This window comes from Paraglaciecola polaris LMG 21857, assembly GCF_000315055.1.
Taxonomy (GTDB): domain Bacteria; phylum Pseudomonadota; class Gammaproteobacteria; order Enterobacterales; family Alteromonadaceae; genus Paraglaciecola; species Paraglaciecola polaris.
Window position 1 is genome coordinate 1 of the sequence record NZ_BAER01000141.1, and the last position, 14,607, is coordinate 14,607.

The following is a 14,607-nucleotide window of genomic DNA, read 5'->3' on the forward strand; positions in this document are numbered from 1 at the left end:
AGCAGGTTGCAGAAAAACTAAAAACCGATATCTACTTCGCCAATCCCTACTCATCTTGGGAGCGAGGATTGAACGAGAATTTTAACGGCTTGCTAAGGCAATATATTAAAAAAGGCACCGATTTAAGGACCGTTACAAACGAACAGGTCGCTGACGCGCAACGGGCACTTAACCTGAGGCCAAGAAAATGCCTCGGGTATAGACAACCCTTAGTTGTTTTTAATGAACTACGCAGCGCAGCTTAATTTAGCGAGTGGTGCACTTCGGAGTTGAATTCGCGCTTAGGTAGAATGAAGTGCTTTAGATACCAAAACGGCTACTCAACTGAGTAGCCGTTTTTAGTTTTAGGATGTACTAGAGTGCTAAAATTATATTAGAAAAATGATGCCATGGCGTAAGCCGTTTTTTCAAACATAAGAGGCTGAGCTTCTTCAAGCTCTAAGTTAGCTTTGTTAGCAGTGGTAACTACACGTGTGCGGTATTCTTTCTGATTGGTCGCTTCTGAGTATGTTTGCGTTGTTCCACCGTCATCAGAAATTTTTGTGTTTACTTTGGAATCCCGGCGTACGATAACGCCTTTTTTCGCTCGCTCGCGTATTTGAATATCAGCCACTAGTAGGTATGTAACATCCTTAACGAAGGCATTCGCCGCCGTTGATGCTAAACCGCCAATTAAGCCTGCTGTTGCTGCACCACGATAGCCGCCGCCAGTTGCATAACCTAAGGCCGACCCCGCTGCCACACCTTGGAAACCACTGGATAGGTAGTTTTCAGCTGCGCTTGGCGAAGCTTTCTCAAGGTTACGCACGAATACGCTCATGGTATATTGGGCATCGTCTGGGCTATCAACAAAAGAATAACCATTCCCACTACCCGAAATTTGTTCATTTAATGCTTGTCTAAACGCATTACGATCGAATTCCATAACGGCTGAGCGGACTTCCAAATAAACCTTTCGTTTTTCGGGAGGTACTGAATCGACAAAGATAGACGTGCTTAATTTAGTTTGAACATCTAAATCCTTTTTAGCGATTGATGTATGCACAGCAGCACAACTCGTTAGTGTTAAAATAACAACACCAACGCACGCCATTTTGACTGATTGAACGTAGTTTCTCATAGTAATTACCTTTACTTATGTAGTGAATAGAATTGTATTTTTAATAGTAATAACGGCCGTGGTATCTATGGTAGTAACGGCAATTACGGTATTGAGTCCAGTCATAACGGAGTAGATCACGACAGGTGTAACCACGACGCCAATAGGTGCCTTGGTATTCTTGGGGCTTAACATTCTTCTTCAGCATGCCCTCAATATAACTATCAACCTCTTTGGGCCGCTCAGCTAAAAATGGACGAGACATGACTTCTGAGTTTAGCTGAGCTTGCATTTTTGCTAACGCGTCTTCTTCAGACTCATCTTGGGCTAACGAAAAAAATGAAACCAGCAAACAACAAACGCCAAATATTAAGGTTGAAGCATTGAATGGTTTTGGGTTGAATGAATTGATATTTTGCATAATATTCCTCCATAAATTCATCATGACAAGCGGGCTGGCACGACCTCTTCCTGAGCAGCTAGTAAAAACTTTAACGCGAAATCATAGGAAAGCAAAGTGTATTTATATGAATTCTAGACGAATATGAATAATGAGGGGCTGTAATTCGCGCTATTGGTGCTAAACGATACTATCTGAATTAAAAAAGCCACTTTGTGGCTTTTTTAATTGGATAACTAAGGCTTTAAACTATCAGTAAATTAACCGAGAAGTTTACCTAAACCTTGGGTCAACAATTGTTTTGCTTGTTGGCCTTCAGGTGTATCTAGATAAGCCTGAGCTTTACTAACAAATTGGGTAATCATCTCAGGTTTTAATCCGAGTGCTTCGAATTGTTTCTTCACGTCATTAATCGCTTTAAGGGAGTCATTGTAACTCGCTGCTTTATCTAAAATTCCGCCTAATCCGCCTTCACTTGTCATGTTGCTGATGTCAGGTACTGACTCGAGTAAACCACCTACACCAGGAAGGGCATTGGCCAACTGACTATATTGCTCAGAAGATATATTGTCTTTAGCGTAATTGAATATTGCGCCTAAACCACCTGATGCCTGACTTTGTGTCACGCCTAATGACTCGGTTACGGTTGATACCATACCATTGATTGAAGGCGTTGCGGCTGCTTGCTGAGTTTCCATTCCGAGCATATTTTTGATTGAATCTAGCCAACCTTCTGCATGTGCTTGAGGTTGTACACTTAGTGCAGCTACAGTGAGTACTATACTTAATTTCTTCATTATCATTCCTTTAACTTGCCTTGAATATTGAGGCGGATTTTAAGTTATTTCGTTACGTTCGCCAATCTAACCTTTAGGCTAAGGCGTTATGTCATTTTAGCCAAAAAAGAAAGCACTAGGCTGGAATAGTTTTTCCACATGGCTGATGAATTTTTTATCAACCAAAAATAGGATCACATGATCGTTCGCTTCAATTTTAGTATCACTGTGGGCAATGATCACTTCATCTGCTCTTACGATTGCGCCAATGGTGGTGCCTGGTGGTAATTTTATATCACGAATTTCACGCCCAACGACCTTCGATGTACTCTGATCTCCGTGAGCAATGGCTTCTATTGCTTCGGCGGCACCACGCCTCAAGGAATATACATTGACGATATCGCCTCGACGTATATGAGTCAGCAAAGCTGAAATAGTTGCCTGCTGCGGAGAAAAAGCGATATCAATTTCACCGCCCTGAACTAAATCGACATACGCTCCGCGCTGGATGAGCACCATGGCCTTTTGTGCACCTAAACGTTTGGCAAGCATAGCGGACATGATGTTCGCTTCGTCATCGTTGGTCACCGCAATAAAAGCGTCCACTTGCTCAACATTTTCTTCGGTGAGTAATTCGTGGTCAGAGGCGTCACCGCAAAAGACGATAGTTTTGTCTAAATGCGCCGATAGATACTTAGCGCGCTCTTGACTGAATTCGATTAATTTTACGTTGTGGTTGTGCTCTAATAATTTCGCCAGCCCAGCGCCAATCAAGCCTCCACCTGCGATCATGATCCGTTTGTAACTTGACTCTAATTTTTGTAACTCGCTCATTACTGCGCGAATGTGCTTGGTTGCCGCAATAAAAAAGACTTCGTCGTCTGCCTCGATCACTGTCGTACCGAGCGGACGAATCGGTCGTCCTCGACGATAAATAGCCGCGACCCGGGTTTCAACATTCGGCATATGCTGCTTTAGTGTTGACAGAGCATGACCTACCAACAACCCACCATAATAGGCTTTAACGGCTACTAGGCTTGCTTTGCCATCGGCAAATTCCACCACTTGCAACGCACCAGGGTAATCAATTAAACGTTTAATGGCTTTGGTGACCAGCTGTTCTGGGGCGATTAAGTGATCCACAGGAACATCTTGGTGTTTAAACAATTGCTCTTGATAAATGATGTACTGTTCAGAGCGAACGCGGGCAATTTTAGTGGGGGTTTTGAACAAACTGTACGCCACCTGACAGGCCATCATGTTGCTTTCATCACTGCTAGTGACAGCAATTAACATATCTGCATCTTCTGCACCGGCTTTCTTTAATACATCAGGGTGTGACCCTACGCCGTTGACTACGCGTAAATCCAACCTATCTTGCAGGTGTCTGAGCGTTTCGTTATCAGAATCTATAACGGTGATTTCGTTCATCTCGCCTACTAAGTTCTCAGCGAGTGTTGCCCCTACTTGACCGGCGCCGATAATTATTATTTTCATTATAGGTTCATTCTAACGTGTTGCTCTGTGTAGATAAGATACGATTTTTAAGACTTTAGCAGTCGTGCGTAATAGAAACCATCCATTTGCTTCTGGCCGGGTAAAACCTGCCTGCCTGGTTTATCCGAAGCGTCATTAGCAAAGCTGGAGTCCACACTTGCATCGGCTGTTCTACTCAAAAACGCATTAATCTGCAGCTGGTTTTCTTCAGGTAAAATTGAACACGTTGCATATAGCATGGTTCCCCCAGGTTTGAGTAAAAGCCACATCGCATCGATGATTTTTGCTTGTAATGCTACTAGGGTGTCTATATCACTCGATTTTCGTAACCATTTAATATCTGGGTGGCGGCGAATAATACCGGTAGCTGAGCATGGGGCATCGAGTAATATACGGTCAAACTGCTGGCCATCCCACCATGCACTGGGTTCACTAGCATCGCCGCATATGAGTTCAGCTTTATGGCCTAAACGTGTTAAATTTTCTTCTATGCGCGCTAAGCGACTACTTTCTATATCTAGCGCAATACAACTTGTTAGAGCCGGTTCTAGCTCTAGTATGTGACAGGTTTTTCCACCTGGAGCCGCACAACAATCTAAGATGCGTTCATTCGGTTGTCCGTTTAAAAAATGAGCTGCTAACTGGGCCGCACCATCTTGTACTGCAAACCAACCTTCGTCGTAGCCTGGAAGGGTGGTGATGTCACAGCCCTTGGACAAGACGACCCCCTGAGGCTGCTCCTGTTGTATTTCATAAGCAATATCTTGCTGGTCGAGTAAGAGGCGGTAATCATCTACGCTCGAACGTTGAATGTTAACGCGTAGCCAAATAGGGGCCTTGTTTTGCATCGCGTCCAATATGTCTTGATATTGATGGGGGTAAGCGTTTAACAGTTTTTTGTATAACCACTTGGGCTGGCCACTCAATACTTGTTCGTTGTCAGGTAAATTTTGGGCCATATCTTGACGGATAAAATTACGTAATACCGCATTGACCAACCCTTTTGTAGCAATCGCGTTCAGTGGTGCACAGGCATTTACACATTCAGATACTGCTGCATGGGTAGAAACCCGAGAAAAAGCAAGTTGATAGAACCCAAGCATAATTAAGTGCTCAACGACTTTAACGTTTTTCTTTAATGGTTTATCTAATAACAGTCTGAGCCAATGTTGCAATATAGGCAGTTGGCGCAAAACCCCATAGGTCATTTCTTGTAACCAAGCTCGGTCTTTCTCATTATGTTTTTGCTGAGCGGCAGGAAGGCATTCTCTCGCGGACATACCTTGCTCTAGTATTTGATAAAGTACGCTGGCGGCGTCTGCTCGTAAGTTCAACTGATATTTCACTTTTGAGTTGCTCATGAAAGTTGTTTACCAACAGCAAACCAATCACTGTGGCCATTCAATACATCTTGACAAGGTAGCGGTTTTTTCCCAGGTAGCTGAAGTATTTCTATCAGCAAAATCCCATCACCGGTTTGCACTCCAATAGCCTGTTTATCTGCTTGGATAACTTGGCCTGGTTGGGCGTCGATCTTACTAGTTGAAGCTGAGGTTTTAGCTCTGCGTACTTTTATAGCGACGTTTTGAGTTTCAAAATATGCAACTGGCCAAGGATCAAAGGCCCGTATATTGCGCTCTAATTGAACAGCCGCCATGGTCCAATCAATCTTTGCCTCTTGCTTCGATAGTTTTTCGGCATAGGTGGCTAAATCATTATCTTGCGGCTGCGGGGTAATACCACGTAAATTTTCCAATGTATTTAGTAGGCCCTTAGGGCCAAGTTCCGCAAGCTTTTGGTATAAGGTGGCACTTGTATCAGTTGCCTCGATCGGTATATGCATTTCACTTAACATATCTCCTGTATCTAAGCCCTTATCCATTTGCATGATGGTTATGCCTGTTACTTGGTCACCCGCCCAGATCGCGCGTTGTATTGGCGCTGCTCCACGCCATTTTGGTAATAACGAACCATGCACATTTAAGCAACCGTATTTAGGCGTATCAAGAATGTTCTGGGGCAGAATAAGACCGTATGCCACCACAACCATTACGTCCGCCTGTAAATCAGCGAGTTGCTGTAGGGCGTCCTCTGTTTTTAAAGACGCCGGCTGGTAAACAGGGATATCGTGCTGTTCGGCTAACTGTTTAACGGCACTGGCTTGTAGCTTTTTACCTCGGCCAGCAGGCCTGTCAGGTTGAGTGTAGGCCGCAATAATTTGATGTTCAGAGCGAATGAGTGCCTCTAAGTGAGTGGCGGCAAATTCTGGCGTACCCGCAAAAATAATTTTAAGACCTGATTTCAATGTAACCTCTTAACCCTTAGCTGCTAAGCGGGCTTCTTTTTCTAGCTTGGTACGAATGCGTTGACGTTTAAGCGGTGATAAATAGTCCACAAAAAGCTTACCTTTTAAGTGATCCAATTCATGTTGAATGCAAATAGCTAATAAGCCGTCAGCGTCCAAGGTAAAAGAGTCGCCATTTTCATCTAACGCTTTAACGGTGATCTTCTCTGCACGTTCTACTTTTGCGTAATTATTAGGGACGGACAAACAACCCTCTTCGCTAATAGTTGTGCCTTCCATGTGAGTGATATCAGGATTAATAAAAACCTGTGGGGTGTCTTGTTTTTCTGAAACGTCAATGACGACAACCCGTTTGTGCACATCTACTTGGGTCGCTGCCAAACCGATACCATTTTCATCTTTCATGGTTTCGAGCATGTCACTTACCAACGTCTTTATTGCGCTGTCTATTGTCTCAACGGGCTTGGCAATGGTGCGCAAGCGCTCATCTGGAAATCTTAATACGTCTAATATGGCCATGTTCTACATTTAACTCGTTTTGCTTCCCAAAAAATCAGTATGTGGAATTTATCGGGAAGACGTTCAAAAAAATATTTTACCGAGGCGTAATCGAATAACCGAAAATAAAGGATATTGACGCCCTTGGTATTAATAATCATACGAACCTGATCATCAGGCTATTTAATCTTTGCAATAACAAGCTATTCTAACCGATATGGAATAAAAACATAATAGCCTCAGCGACAAGGTAATGCGCCCCTATGCTTAACAATTTACTACGCCTAACACTTGTTCTGTTAATTTTGCCATTTTTTGTACACGCAGACGTCATAAAATTGAAAGATGGGGCGCCACAGATATACACAGTGAAGCCCGGTGACACACTATGGGATATTTCAAATCTCTTTCTGGACAAGCCTTGGTATTGGCCGCAAATCTGGCGTACCAATACCCAAATTATCAACCCCCATTTAATTTTCCCAGGTGATGAGCTGCGTCTCAGTATTAACAGTGCTGGTGAACCTATGATTGATTTGGTTAGAAGCACGCAAAAACCTTATATTGTGCGTTCGCCGACAGCAAAGCAGATTTTAAAATCTAATCGGCCCATAGCGGTGCTTCCATGGCATGAAATTGAACCGTATTTTAATCAAGAATTAGTGATGAGTGAGCAGGAGTACGCGGTTTTACCCTCTATAGTAGGCAGTCCTGAGGGCACCGAGTTCTTTGCCAATGGTGACGTGGTGCTAGTTAATGCACAAGGGTTAGCGCTGGGCAACTATCAAGTGGTACGTAAACAGCAAGCGTTATACAACCAAGAGGGGGATTTTCTTGGGATGCAAGTGCGCCATGTGGCGCAAGGGGAAGCGCTGAGCCCTTTGTTGCCAAAACAATCTTTGGTTTCCTTGTCAGAGGCGAATCTTGAAGTCAAACGCGGAGACAAGCTTTTAAAAGTCGTGAAGAGTAGCAATTCTGAATCCATGGTACAGATTAAAGGAGCGCAGGAGGAAAAAGGTCATATTATTGCCGATGTTTCTCAGTACCAATTATCAGGTAAGTATAGTGTCGTAGTGGTTGACTTGGGGCAAGATGAAATTAGCGCTGGCGTGGTCATGGGGATTTATCAGCAGGGAGCGGCTGTTATCGATGGAGAGCAAGCTCAGTACGTAAATGAAACCCAATTATTGCAGCGTGTTTTTTCTCAAGGCGAGGTGCTGCCGCAGCCCTGGATGAAAGTAGGGGAGTTATTGGTATTTAAAGTCTTTTCAAAGGTAAGTTATGCACTCGTCACGCGTTCGTCTACAGTTATTCGCAAAGGCGCTATTGTTGCAAAACCTTAGGGCTATACGAATAAGTGGAGCGCTATGTCTCACGAAAAAGCAAAAATGGATAGTCATACATGTGAGGTGCAGGATCGTCAGTGGTTGACGTTAGCGCAACTTCCACGGTTTTCTGTGGCAAAATTAGGGGCTATTTTAAGAGATAATAAACTACAAATTGCCGATTTGTTCTCCGCCGATCTAGCATTTCTGCTACGGTCCGGTTTTTCAGACATTCAAGCTCAATGTTTGCTACATCCAAACATGCAACAGCTTGAAAATAGTATGCTCTGGTGTCAGCAGCCCAACCATGTACTGTTAAACATAACATCAGAGTATTACCCTAAAGTGCTATTGCAAACAGCAAGACCGCCCCTATTATTGTATTGTGCTGGAAATAAGCGGTTATTAAATAATCCTCAGCTGGCGATAGTGGGTAGCCGTAATCCCTCAGTAGCGGGTAAGCAAAACGCTAAGTATTTTGCGCAAGCGCTTTCACTAAGTGGTTGGACCGTGACGAGCGGGTTAGCATTAGGTATTGACGGCTTAGCGCATGAAGCTGTGCTGCAGGTCAAAGGCCACACAGTGGCGATACTTGGTACGGGGTTAAATAATATTTATCCCAAACGTCACGTCAATATGGCCAAACGAATACTTGAGCAAAATGGCGTTTTGCTGTCGGAGTTTTTTCCTGATACACCGGCTAGACCGGAGAATTTCCCAAGGCGAAATCGTATTATTAGCGGAATGTCTCTAGGGACGCTCATTATTGAGGCTGCCATAAAAAGTGGCTCGTTAATTACCGCTCGTTACGCTTTAGAACAGAATCGAGATGTATTTGCTGTGCCAGGTAATATCCACAACCTTTTATCTAGAGGTTGCCATTACTTAATAAAGCAAGGCGCTAAGTTAGTGGAAAATGTCAGCGATATTAATGAAGAGTACCAACACTTGGCACTTAGTTTCTTGAATACTAAGCCAGATGAATTGCAAAAAAGCGCGAGACAAAGCTTGGCATCTGACAAATTGTTAGATAGTGTAGAATTTGAAACCACACCGCTAGATATAGTTGTAGAGCGATGTGGCATGCCAGTTGCTGAGGTTATGTCTCAATTATTAGAATATGAATTACGTGGTTTAGTAACAGCTGTACCAGGTGGTTACCTTAAATTGGGGGAAAAATAGTATGTTTGATATCCTCATGTATCTTTTTGAAAATTTCATTCACAGTGAAACAGAGATCCGCGTCGACCAAGATGAGTTGACCGATGAGCTGGTGCGTGCTGGCTTCCATCAGGACGAAATTTATAAAGCCTTGTCGTGGCTTGAAAAGCTCGCGGCATTGCAAGAAACAGACATTAAACCGTATTTGGTTAAAGGGCCGACGTCTTTTGTGACCCGTATCTACACGCAAGACGAAGAAATGCGTTTAGACATAGAATGCCGTGGCTTTCTTATGTTTTTAGAACATATTAATGTACTGGACTCAACTACTCGTGAAATGGTTATTGATAGAGTCATGGAAATCGATTCAAAAGAGTTCTGCCTCGAGGACATGAAATGGGTCGTGCTGATGGTGCTATTTAATGTTCCCGGTAAAGAAAATGCCTATGCCCAAATGGAAGATTTATTATTTGAAGAACCAGAAGGGCCACTCCATTAGTTTCATTGACGCGGGTTTTTACATTAAACCCGCGATTGACAAGGCACTTCAGATACATGTCTAAGATAGATCATTCCCTCTTTAATACCCAAGAATCTGAATTTGATCCAGGGCCGTGTCCTAATTGCCAAGCACCACTGAAACTTCGGCATAGTAAAAATGGTGCATTTATTGGCTGTAGTGACTATCCAAATTGTGAATATAGTAAGCCCTTACATGAAAGTGACAATACTGAGTTAACCGCAATCGAAGGTTCTGAATGTCCAGAATGCCAGTCTGAACTGGTTATCCGTAAGGGACGTTACGGTATGTATATCGGCTGTAGCAATTTTCCAGAGTGTCATTATATTAAGTCGAACAAAGTGCAGGCCACTGACAAGGTAACGTGTCCTGCATGTCATAAAGGGCATTTTACTAAGCGTGCGAATAAATACGGTAAAAATTTCTATCCTTGCGATCAGTATCCCCAATGCCATTATGCGCTTAACTATGCGCCTGTCGAGCAAGCATGCCCTAAATGTGCTTGGCCTGTGATGCAAGAAAAGAAAGCCGCATCAGGGCTCATTTGGCAATGCCCAGAGCGCAAATGTGGGCATAAACAACCTGCACAATAGCGGCTTTAGGTTTATCCTCGTAGCATCATGTTTTACACTCACCGTCACTTGACGCGAATATATTAATAAAATGACATCACATCATATTGACGATCCTTTTGTACTCGATTTCTTAGCCGGTAAAATATTTGCCTACCCTACCGAGGCTGTTTATGGCCTTGGTTGCGACCCAGACAACGAGCAGGCAGTGTTAAAGTTACTTTCTTTAAAACAGCGCGACGTTAATAAAGGCCTTATCCTGGTAGCGGATAATTATTCCCAGTTGCTACCTTATGTCGATGACAACGCAGTGAAGCCAGGGAGGCGTTTTGAGATCTTTTCAAGTTGGCCAGGGCCCATTACATGGTTACTGCCAAAAGCAAAGAATGCTCCTGTCTGGCTCACTGGTACCTCAGACTATATTGCTGTGAGAGTGAGTGCGCATCCAACTATCAAAGATTTGTGTCTTCGTGCTAACAAACCGCTTGTTTCTACTAGTGCGAATACTGCCGGCCATCCGCCCGCAATGTCGGCAGATGAGGTCCAGGTGTATTTCCCCGACCAAGTTGTTGTGATTGATGGCCCTCTTGGGGGGGCGACTAGCCCGAGTAAAATACGCCATGGTCACAATGGCCAAATTATTAGAGATAACTAAACTATGTCACAACCTAAAGTGACCGACATTGAATCGGTAAAACAGTTCTTACTTAACCTGCAAGATAATATTTGCCAGACATTAGAAATGGCTGATGGCAAAGGCAGCTTTATAGAAGATAACTGGCAACGTGAATTGGGTGGTGGTGGGCGGACGCGCGTACTGACTAAGGGGCAAGTTATCGAACAGGGTGGCGTCAACTTTTCCCATGTCTACGGTGGCCAGTTACCAGCGTCAGCTACTGCTTCACGCCCAGAGTTGGCAGGGCGCAGTTTTCAAGCGATGGGCGTGTCGTTAGTCATTCATCCTAAAAATCCTCATGTACCTACATCCCATGCCAATGTACGAATCTTTATTGCAGAAAAAGAGGGGGAAGAGCCTATTTGGTGGTTTGGTGGTGGGTTTGACCTAACGCCGTTTTATCCAGTTCACGAGGACGTTCTCCATTGGCATCAAACTGCCAAGGCTTTATGCGATCCGTTTGGAGACGAGGTCTACAGCAAGTATAAAAATTGGTGTGACGAGTATTTCTATCTAAAACACCGGGACGAAACGCGTGGGGTGGGAGGGTTGTTCTTTGATGATCTCAATGAGTGGGGATTTGAACGCAGTTTTACCTTCATGCAAGCCGTAGGCAATGGCTTTTTAGATGCCTATGTACCGATTTTAGAAAAACGTAAAGATATCTCCTATTCCGAGCAAGAGCGTAGTTTCCAATTATACAGAAGAGGGCGATACGTAGAGTTTAATTTAGTGTGGGACCGTGGCACTTTATTTGGCCTACAAACGGGAGGGCGCACTGAATCTATTTTGATGTCTATGCCACCACTCGCGCGCTGGGAATATGATTTCAATCCGCTTCCAGACAGTAAAGAAGCCTTGTTATATAAAGACTATTTGCATCCGCGTGATTGGTTAAACGAATAAGCCATCCTATCTCACAACAGCGATACTATTTCTTGGTGTCGCTGTTGCTCATCTTACTATTTGATTCAGATCAGTTTTCATCGCGCATTTAACCCAATGCCGGCTCAGCGGTCACACAAGATTGAGCTAGATCAATCAATATGGGTATTCGCTAATTACACTGCCGTTAGAATTAATACGCAGAGGTAATGATGAAAGTCCCAAATGTAATTTTTTGTAGTTTAGCCTTAACCGCAGCCTTGATGAGCACAGCGAGTGCGTACGAATCTGGTGATATTATACTTCGTGCAGGCTTAACGACGGTCGCACCAGATGAGTCGAGTTCCAATGTTACCGTGCAAGGTGCGGGCAATATCGGCATGGGAGCGTCAGTAACCAATAATACGCAACTGGGATTAAACGCTGTTTACATGTTCACCAGTAATATTGGTCTTGAGTTGTTGGCGGCTAGCCCGTTTACCCATGATGTAACTTTGAGCAATACGTCAGATAATGAATTTGACTTGGGTGATGGGCAATTAGCTGAAAGTAGGCAGCTTCCGCCTACAGTGAGTCTTATTTATTACCTACCTATTTCAGAGGCGATTCAGCCGTATTTAGGCATAGGGTTAAATTATACGGTCTTCTTTGATGAGCAGTTCACCAATAGTCGTGAAGAGCAGAGCTTTAACAAATTGAGACTCGATGAGTCATTTGGTATTGCAGCACAAGTAGGGATGGATTACGCATTAGACGAAAATTGGTTAGTAAATGTATCGGTGCGTTATATCAATATTAATACGCAAGCGAAGTTCGACGTGTTGGACTTGCCCGCTAAGGTTTCTGTTGACGTAGACCCATGGGTGTACTCACTTATGTTGGGCTACAAATTCTAGCGGTATAATAAGACCGTGCCTCGGCGTCGACTTATTTGTTACCCGTTCAGACTGCAAATTCTTTGTCGCTGAAGTATTTTTACGGTTCAGTCGTGTTTGAATTTAGGCTAATCTAGCCTGACAAATTAAACACTATTCTGAGATTATGGACCGATACGCAGTTTTTGGTAATCCGATAGAGCACAGTAAATCCCCGTTAATCCACTCCTTGTTTGCTGAACAAACGCAGCAGGCCATAGAGTATGGACGGCAGCAACCGGCTAATGATCGATTTAATGAAGCCATCCATGCTTTTTTTGCCGAGGGATACACAGGCGCAAACGTTACTTCTCCTTTCAAACTGGATGCATTTCGTTTTGCAGATGAATTAACTCCTCGCGCTAAAGCGGCAGAAGCGGTTAACACCTTATATAAACGACCAGACGGAACTGTGTTAGGTGATAACACCGACGGCGAAGGCTTAGTGCGAGATCTGCAACGTTTGTGGGGAGGCCTTGATGGTAAACGTATATTGCTCATTGGTGCTGGTGGGGCAACTCGCGGGGTTATTTTACCTTTGCTGACAGCCAAAGCGCACAGTGTTCACATTGCTAATCGCACAGCAGCCAAAGCGCATGCGCTGGCCGACAAGTTTGATATGGGTAACAAAGTGACGGGGTCAGGTTTTAAAGATTTACCTGCGATGGATTTTGACGGGGTTATCAATTGTACCTCATCAAGTCTTAACGGCGATCTACCCGAAATTAGTAGCGATATATTTGCCAATGCTGTTTTTGCTTACGATATGACATATAAAGCCCAGCAAACATCCTTTATGTGTTGGGCGCAGGAACACAACTCCGCCATTAAGGTCGGCGATGGCTTGGGAATGTTAGTCGGCCAAGCGGCAGAGAGTTTTTATCTGTGGCGCAATGTTAGGCCAAAAATAGAGCCCGTCATTCAGGCCGTGCGAGAGTTGTTGTGAATCAAGCCGTTCAAATGCAAGACGGTTACCGTCAAGTGGAGGAAACCATGGTGTTACAAGTCATCGTTTCTGGGATGATGATGCAGTGTCATATTAGTAACCTCGCTATTGACGATATGCCGCAGTTTTACCAAGACTATCAATTTGATATCGAAGAGCGCATTAATGAGCGGGTAGAAGAAGAGGAATGGGACGAAAGCGGGATCATCCACATTCATGCAAACACGATCCTTGGTTGATATACCTAATATAACAACCAAGCGCTTGTGTTTGCTTATTGTTCTTCTAAATACTCATTTTTAAGTCTGACATAGTTATCAGCAGATACTTGCAAAAAGGCACGCTCTGAATCTTTAAGGGGGCGAGCCTGTTTTACTGGACTCCCTACATATAAATAACCGCTCTCTAAGCGCTTATTCGGCGGCACTAAACTACCAGCCCCAATAAATACGTCATCTTCTACTATGGCGCCATCCATTACGATAGCCCCCATGCCCACTAAAATCCTATTGCCTAATATACAACCGTGTAGCATGCATTTATGTCCTACTGTGACATCGTCACCAATAATAAGCGGATGACCTTTAGGGTTTTCTTTACTTACTCGACTTACATGTAGCACCGAACCATCTTGAACATTGCTCCTAGCACCAATCTTAATATAGTTAACATCACCGCGAGCGGCGACTAAGGGCCAGATACTGACATGCTCACTACATTCAATATCACCCACGAGGACACTTGATTCATCTATATAACAACCAGCAGCAAGTTTTGGTTGTATGCCTTTGTAGCTTCTAATACTCATTTTGGATCCATTTTAGGGTTTTATGCGCTGATGATAACAAACTCAATACCCGTGAGAAGCACTATTGCTGCCGTAAAAATAAGCATTTAGCCCTAAAGATAGTCACATTGTTTATAAAACCAGCGGTCGAACGGTTTTTTTGAAATAAGGGTTGCGCTAAGAGTTTGTATCTCTATAATGCGCATCTCGCTTCGGGACAGCCGCTACAACAGCTGCACCGACACT

The 14,607-nt window shown here is 43.8% G+C and carries 18 protein-coding genes; 10 read left to right on the plus strand and 8 right to left on the minus strand.

The features are described from left to right. On the plus strand, nucleotides 1–245 hold a 245-nt coding region (locus GPLA_RS22300; RefSeq protein ID WP_040515734.1), incomplete at its 5' end, for an IS30 family transposase. 128 nt (nucleotides 246–373) lie between these two features. Here GPLA_RS22300 and GPLA_RS22305 read toward each other — a convergent pair. The 7 genes from GPLA_RS22305 to def all read right to left on the minus strand — a co-directional run bounded on the left by GPLA_RS22305 (nucleotide 374) and on the right by def (nucleotide 6,596). After that, a complete protein-coding gene (locus tag GPLA_RS22305) occupies nucleotides 374–1,120 on the minus strand; it encodes a complement resistance protein TraT (protein WP_007107305.1) in 747 nt (248 codons plus the stop codon). Between the two features lie 40 nt (nucleotides 1,121–1,160). Then, a complete protein-coding gene (locus GPLA_RS22310; RefSeq protein ID WP_007107306.1) occupies nucleotides 1,161–1,520 on the minus strand; it encodes a hypothetical protein in 360 nt (119 codons plus the stop codon). A 239-nt stretch (nucleotides 1,521–1,759) separates the two neighbouring features. After that, on the minus strand, nucleotides 1,760–2,296 hold the full coding sequence (locus tag GPLA_RS22315) for a DUF2780 domain-containing protein (protein ID WP_007107307.1): 537 nt from the start codon (nucleotides 2,294–2,296) through the stop codon (nucleotides 1,760–1,762). Nucleotides 2,297–2,392: 96 nt separating this feature from the next. Next, the gene (gene trkA, locus GPLA_RS22320; RefSeq protein ID WP_007107308.1) at nucleotides 2,393–3,772 is read right to left on the minus strand and encodes a Trk system potassium transporter TrkA; all 1,380 of its coding nucleotides are present in this window, start codon (nucleotides 3,770–3,772) and stop codon (nucleotides 2,393–2,395) included. Between the two features lie 47 nt (nucleotides 3,773–3,819). After that, nucleotides 3,820–5,133, minus strand: a complete 1,314-nt coding sequence (gene rsmB / locus GPLA_RS22325; protein ID WP_007107309.1) for a 16S rRNA (cytosine(967)-C(5))-methyltransferase RsmB — start codon at nucleotides 5,131–5,133, stop codon at nucleotides 3,820–3,822. Then, the gene (fmt, locus tag GPLA_RS22330; protein WP_007107310.1) at nucleotides 5,130–6,077 is read right to left on the minus strand and encodes a methionyl-tRNA formyltransferase; all 948 of its coding nucleotides are present in this window, start codon (nucleotides 6,075–6,077) and stop codon (nucleotides 5,130–5,132) included. The genes rsmB and fmt overlap by 4 nt, the downstream gene beginning before the upstream one ends. Before the next feature lie 9 nt (nucleotides 6,078–6,086). Beyond that, nucleotides 6,087–6,596: a peptide deformylase gene (gene def / locus GPLA_RS22335; protein WP_007107311.1), complete on the minus strand. Its 510-nt coding sequence runs from the start codon at nucleotides 6,594–6,596 to the stop codon at nucleotides 6,087–6,089. 242 nt (nucleotides 6,597–6,838) lie between these two features. On the opposite strand from def, the gene GPLA_RS22340 reads away from it, so the two are divergent. The 9 genes from GPLA_RS22340 (at nucleotide 6,839) to GPLA_RS22380 (ending at nucleotide 13,813) form a co-directional block, all read left to right on the plus strand. After that, entirely contained in the window at nucleotides 6,839–7,918 is a 1,080-nt protein-coding gene (locus GPLA_RS22340) for a LysM peptidoglycan-binding domain-containing protein (RefSeq protein WP_007107312.1), read from the plus strand. Between the two features lie 24 nt (nucleotides 7,919–7,942). After that, nucleotides 7,943–9,082, plus strand: coding sequence for a DNA-processing protein DprA (gene dprA / locus GPLA_RS22345; RefSeq protein ID WP_007107313.1), 1,140 nt, complete (start codon nucleotides 7,943–7,945; stop codon nucleotides 9,080–9,082). 1 nt (nucleotide 9,083) lies between these two features. After that, nucleotides 9,084–9,560, plus strand: a complete 477-nt coding sequence (locus tag GPLA_RS22350) for a DUF494 family protein (RefSeq protein WP_007107314.1) — start codon at nucleotides 9,084–9,086, stop codon at nucleotides 9,558–9,560. Between the two features lie 56 nt (nucleotides 9,561–9,616). After that, nucleotides 9,617–10,174 (plus strand): DNA topoisomerase family protein, encoded by a 558-nt coding sequence (locus GPLA_RS22355; protein ID WP_007107315.1) that lies wholly within the window; start codon nucleotides 9,617–9,619, stop codon nucleotides 10,172–10,174. 70 nt (nucleotides 10,175–10,244) lie between these two features. Beyond that, nucleotides 10,245–10,808, plus strand: coding sequence for a Sua5/YciO/YrdC/YwlC family protein (locus tag GPLA_RS22360; RefSeq protein WP_007107316.1), 564 nt, complete (start codon nucleotides 10,245–10,247; stop codon nucleotides 10,806–10,808). Between the two features lie 3 nt (nucleotides 10,809–10,811). After that, entirely contained in the window at nucleotides 10,812–11,735 is a 924-nt protein-coding gene (gene hemF, locus GPLA_RS22365) for an oxygen-dependent coproporphyrinogen oxidase (RefSeq protein ID WP_007107317.1), read from the plus strand. A gap of 191 nt (nucleotides 11,736–11,926) precedes the next feature. Then, a complete protein-coding gene (locus GPLA_RS22370; RefSeq protein ID WP_007107318.1) occupies nucleotides 11,927–12,610 on the plus strand; it encodes an OmpW/AlkL family protein in 684 nt (227 codons plus the stop codon). A 145-nt stretch (nucleotides 12,611–12,755) separates the two neighbouring features. Next, nucleotides 12,756–13,574 (plus strand): shikimate dehydrogenase, encoded by an 819-nt coding sequence (gene aroE, locus GPLA_RS22375; protein WP_007107319.1) that lies wholly within the window; start codon nucleotides 12,756–12,758, stop codon nucleotides 13,572–13,574. Continuing rightward, a complete protein-coding gene (locus tag GPLA_RS22380; RefSeq protein WP_040515737.1) occupies nucleotides 13,571–13,813 on the plus strand; it encodes a hypothetical protein in 243 nt (80 codons plus the stop codon). The genes aroE and GPLA_RS22380 overlap by 4 nt, the downstream gene beginning before the upstream one ends. A 35-nt stretch (nucleotides 13,814–13,848) precedes the next feature. On the opposite strand, the gene GPLA_RS22385 is transcribed toward GPLA_RS22380, so the two are convergent. Then, the gene (locus tag GPLA_RS22385) at nucleotides 13,849–14,382 is read right to left on the minus strand and encodes a gamma carbonic anhydrase family protein (protein WP_007107321.1); all 534 of its coding nucleotides are present in this window, start codon (nucleotides 14,380–14,382) and stop codon (nucleotides 13,849–13,851) included. Between the last annotated feature and the right edge of the window lie 225 nt (nucleotides 14,383–14,607).

Excerpts from the sequence above, each read along its gene's own strand:
- GPLA_RS22305 (WP_007107305.1), bottom strand. The coding sequence starts at position 1,120 with ATGAGAAACTACGTTCAATCAGTCAAAATGGCGTGCGTTGGTGTTGTT.
- aroE (WP_007107319.1), top strand. The coding sequence starts at position 12,756 with ATGGACCGATACGCAGTTTTTGGTAATCCGATAGAGCACAGTAAATCC.
- dprA (WP_007107313.1), top strand. The coding sequence starts at position 7,943 with ATGTCTCACGAAAAAGCAAAAATGGATAGTCATACATGTGAGGTGCAG.
- hemF (WP_007107317.1), top strand. The coding sequence starts at position 10,812 with ATGTCACAACCTAAAGTGACCGACATTGAATCGGTAAAACAGTTCTTA.
- GPLA_RS22310 (WP_007107306.1), bottom strand. The coding sequence starts at position 1,520 with ATGCAAAATATCAATTCATTCAACCCAAAACCATTCAATGCTTCAACC.
- def (WP_007107311.1), bottom strand. The coding sequence starts at position 6,596 with ATGGCCATATTAGACGTATTAAGATTTCCAGATGAGCGCTTGCGCACC.
- rsmB (WP_007107309.1), bottom strand. The coding sequence starts at position 5,133 with ATGAGCAACTCAAAAGTGAAATATCAGTTGAACTTACGAGCAGACGCC.
- GPLA_RS22385 (WP_007107321.1), bottom strand. The coding sequence starts at position 14,382 with ATGAGTATTAGAAGCTACAAAGGCATACAACCAAAACTTGCTGCTGGT.
- GPLA_RS22355 (WP_007107315.1), top strand. The coding sequence starts at position 9,617 with ATGTCTAAGATAGATCATTCCCTCTTTAATACCCAAGAATCTGAATTT.
- GPLA_RS22315 (WP_007107307.1), bottom strand. The coding sequence starts at position 2,296 with ATGAAGAAATTAAGTATAGTACTCACTGTAGCTGCACTAAGTGTACAA.
- GPLA_RS22370 (WP_007107318.1), top strand. The coding sequence starts at position 11,927 with ATGAAAGTCCCAAATGTAATTTTTTGTAGTTTAGCCTTAACCGCAGCC.
- GPLA_RS22340 (WP_007107312.1), top strand. The coding sequence starts at position 6,839 with ATGCTTAACAATTTACTACGCCTAACACTTGTTCTGTTAATTTTGCCA.
- trkA (WP_007107308.1), bottom strand. The coding sequence starts at position 3,772 with ATGAAAATAATAATTATCGGCGCCGGTCAAGTAGGGGCAACACTCGCT.
- GPLA_RS22350 (WP_007107314.1), top strand. The coding sequence starts at position 9,084 with ATGTTTGATATCCTCATGTATCTTTTTGAAAATTTCATTCACAGTGAA.
- GPLA_RS22360 (WP_007107316.1), top strand. The coding sequence starts at position 10,245 with ATGACATCACATCATATTGACGATCCTTTTGTACTCGATTTCTTAGCC.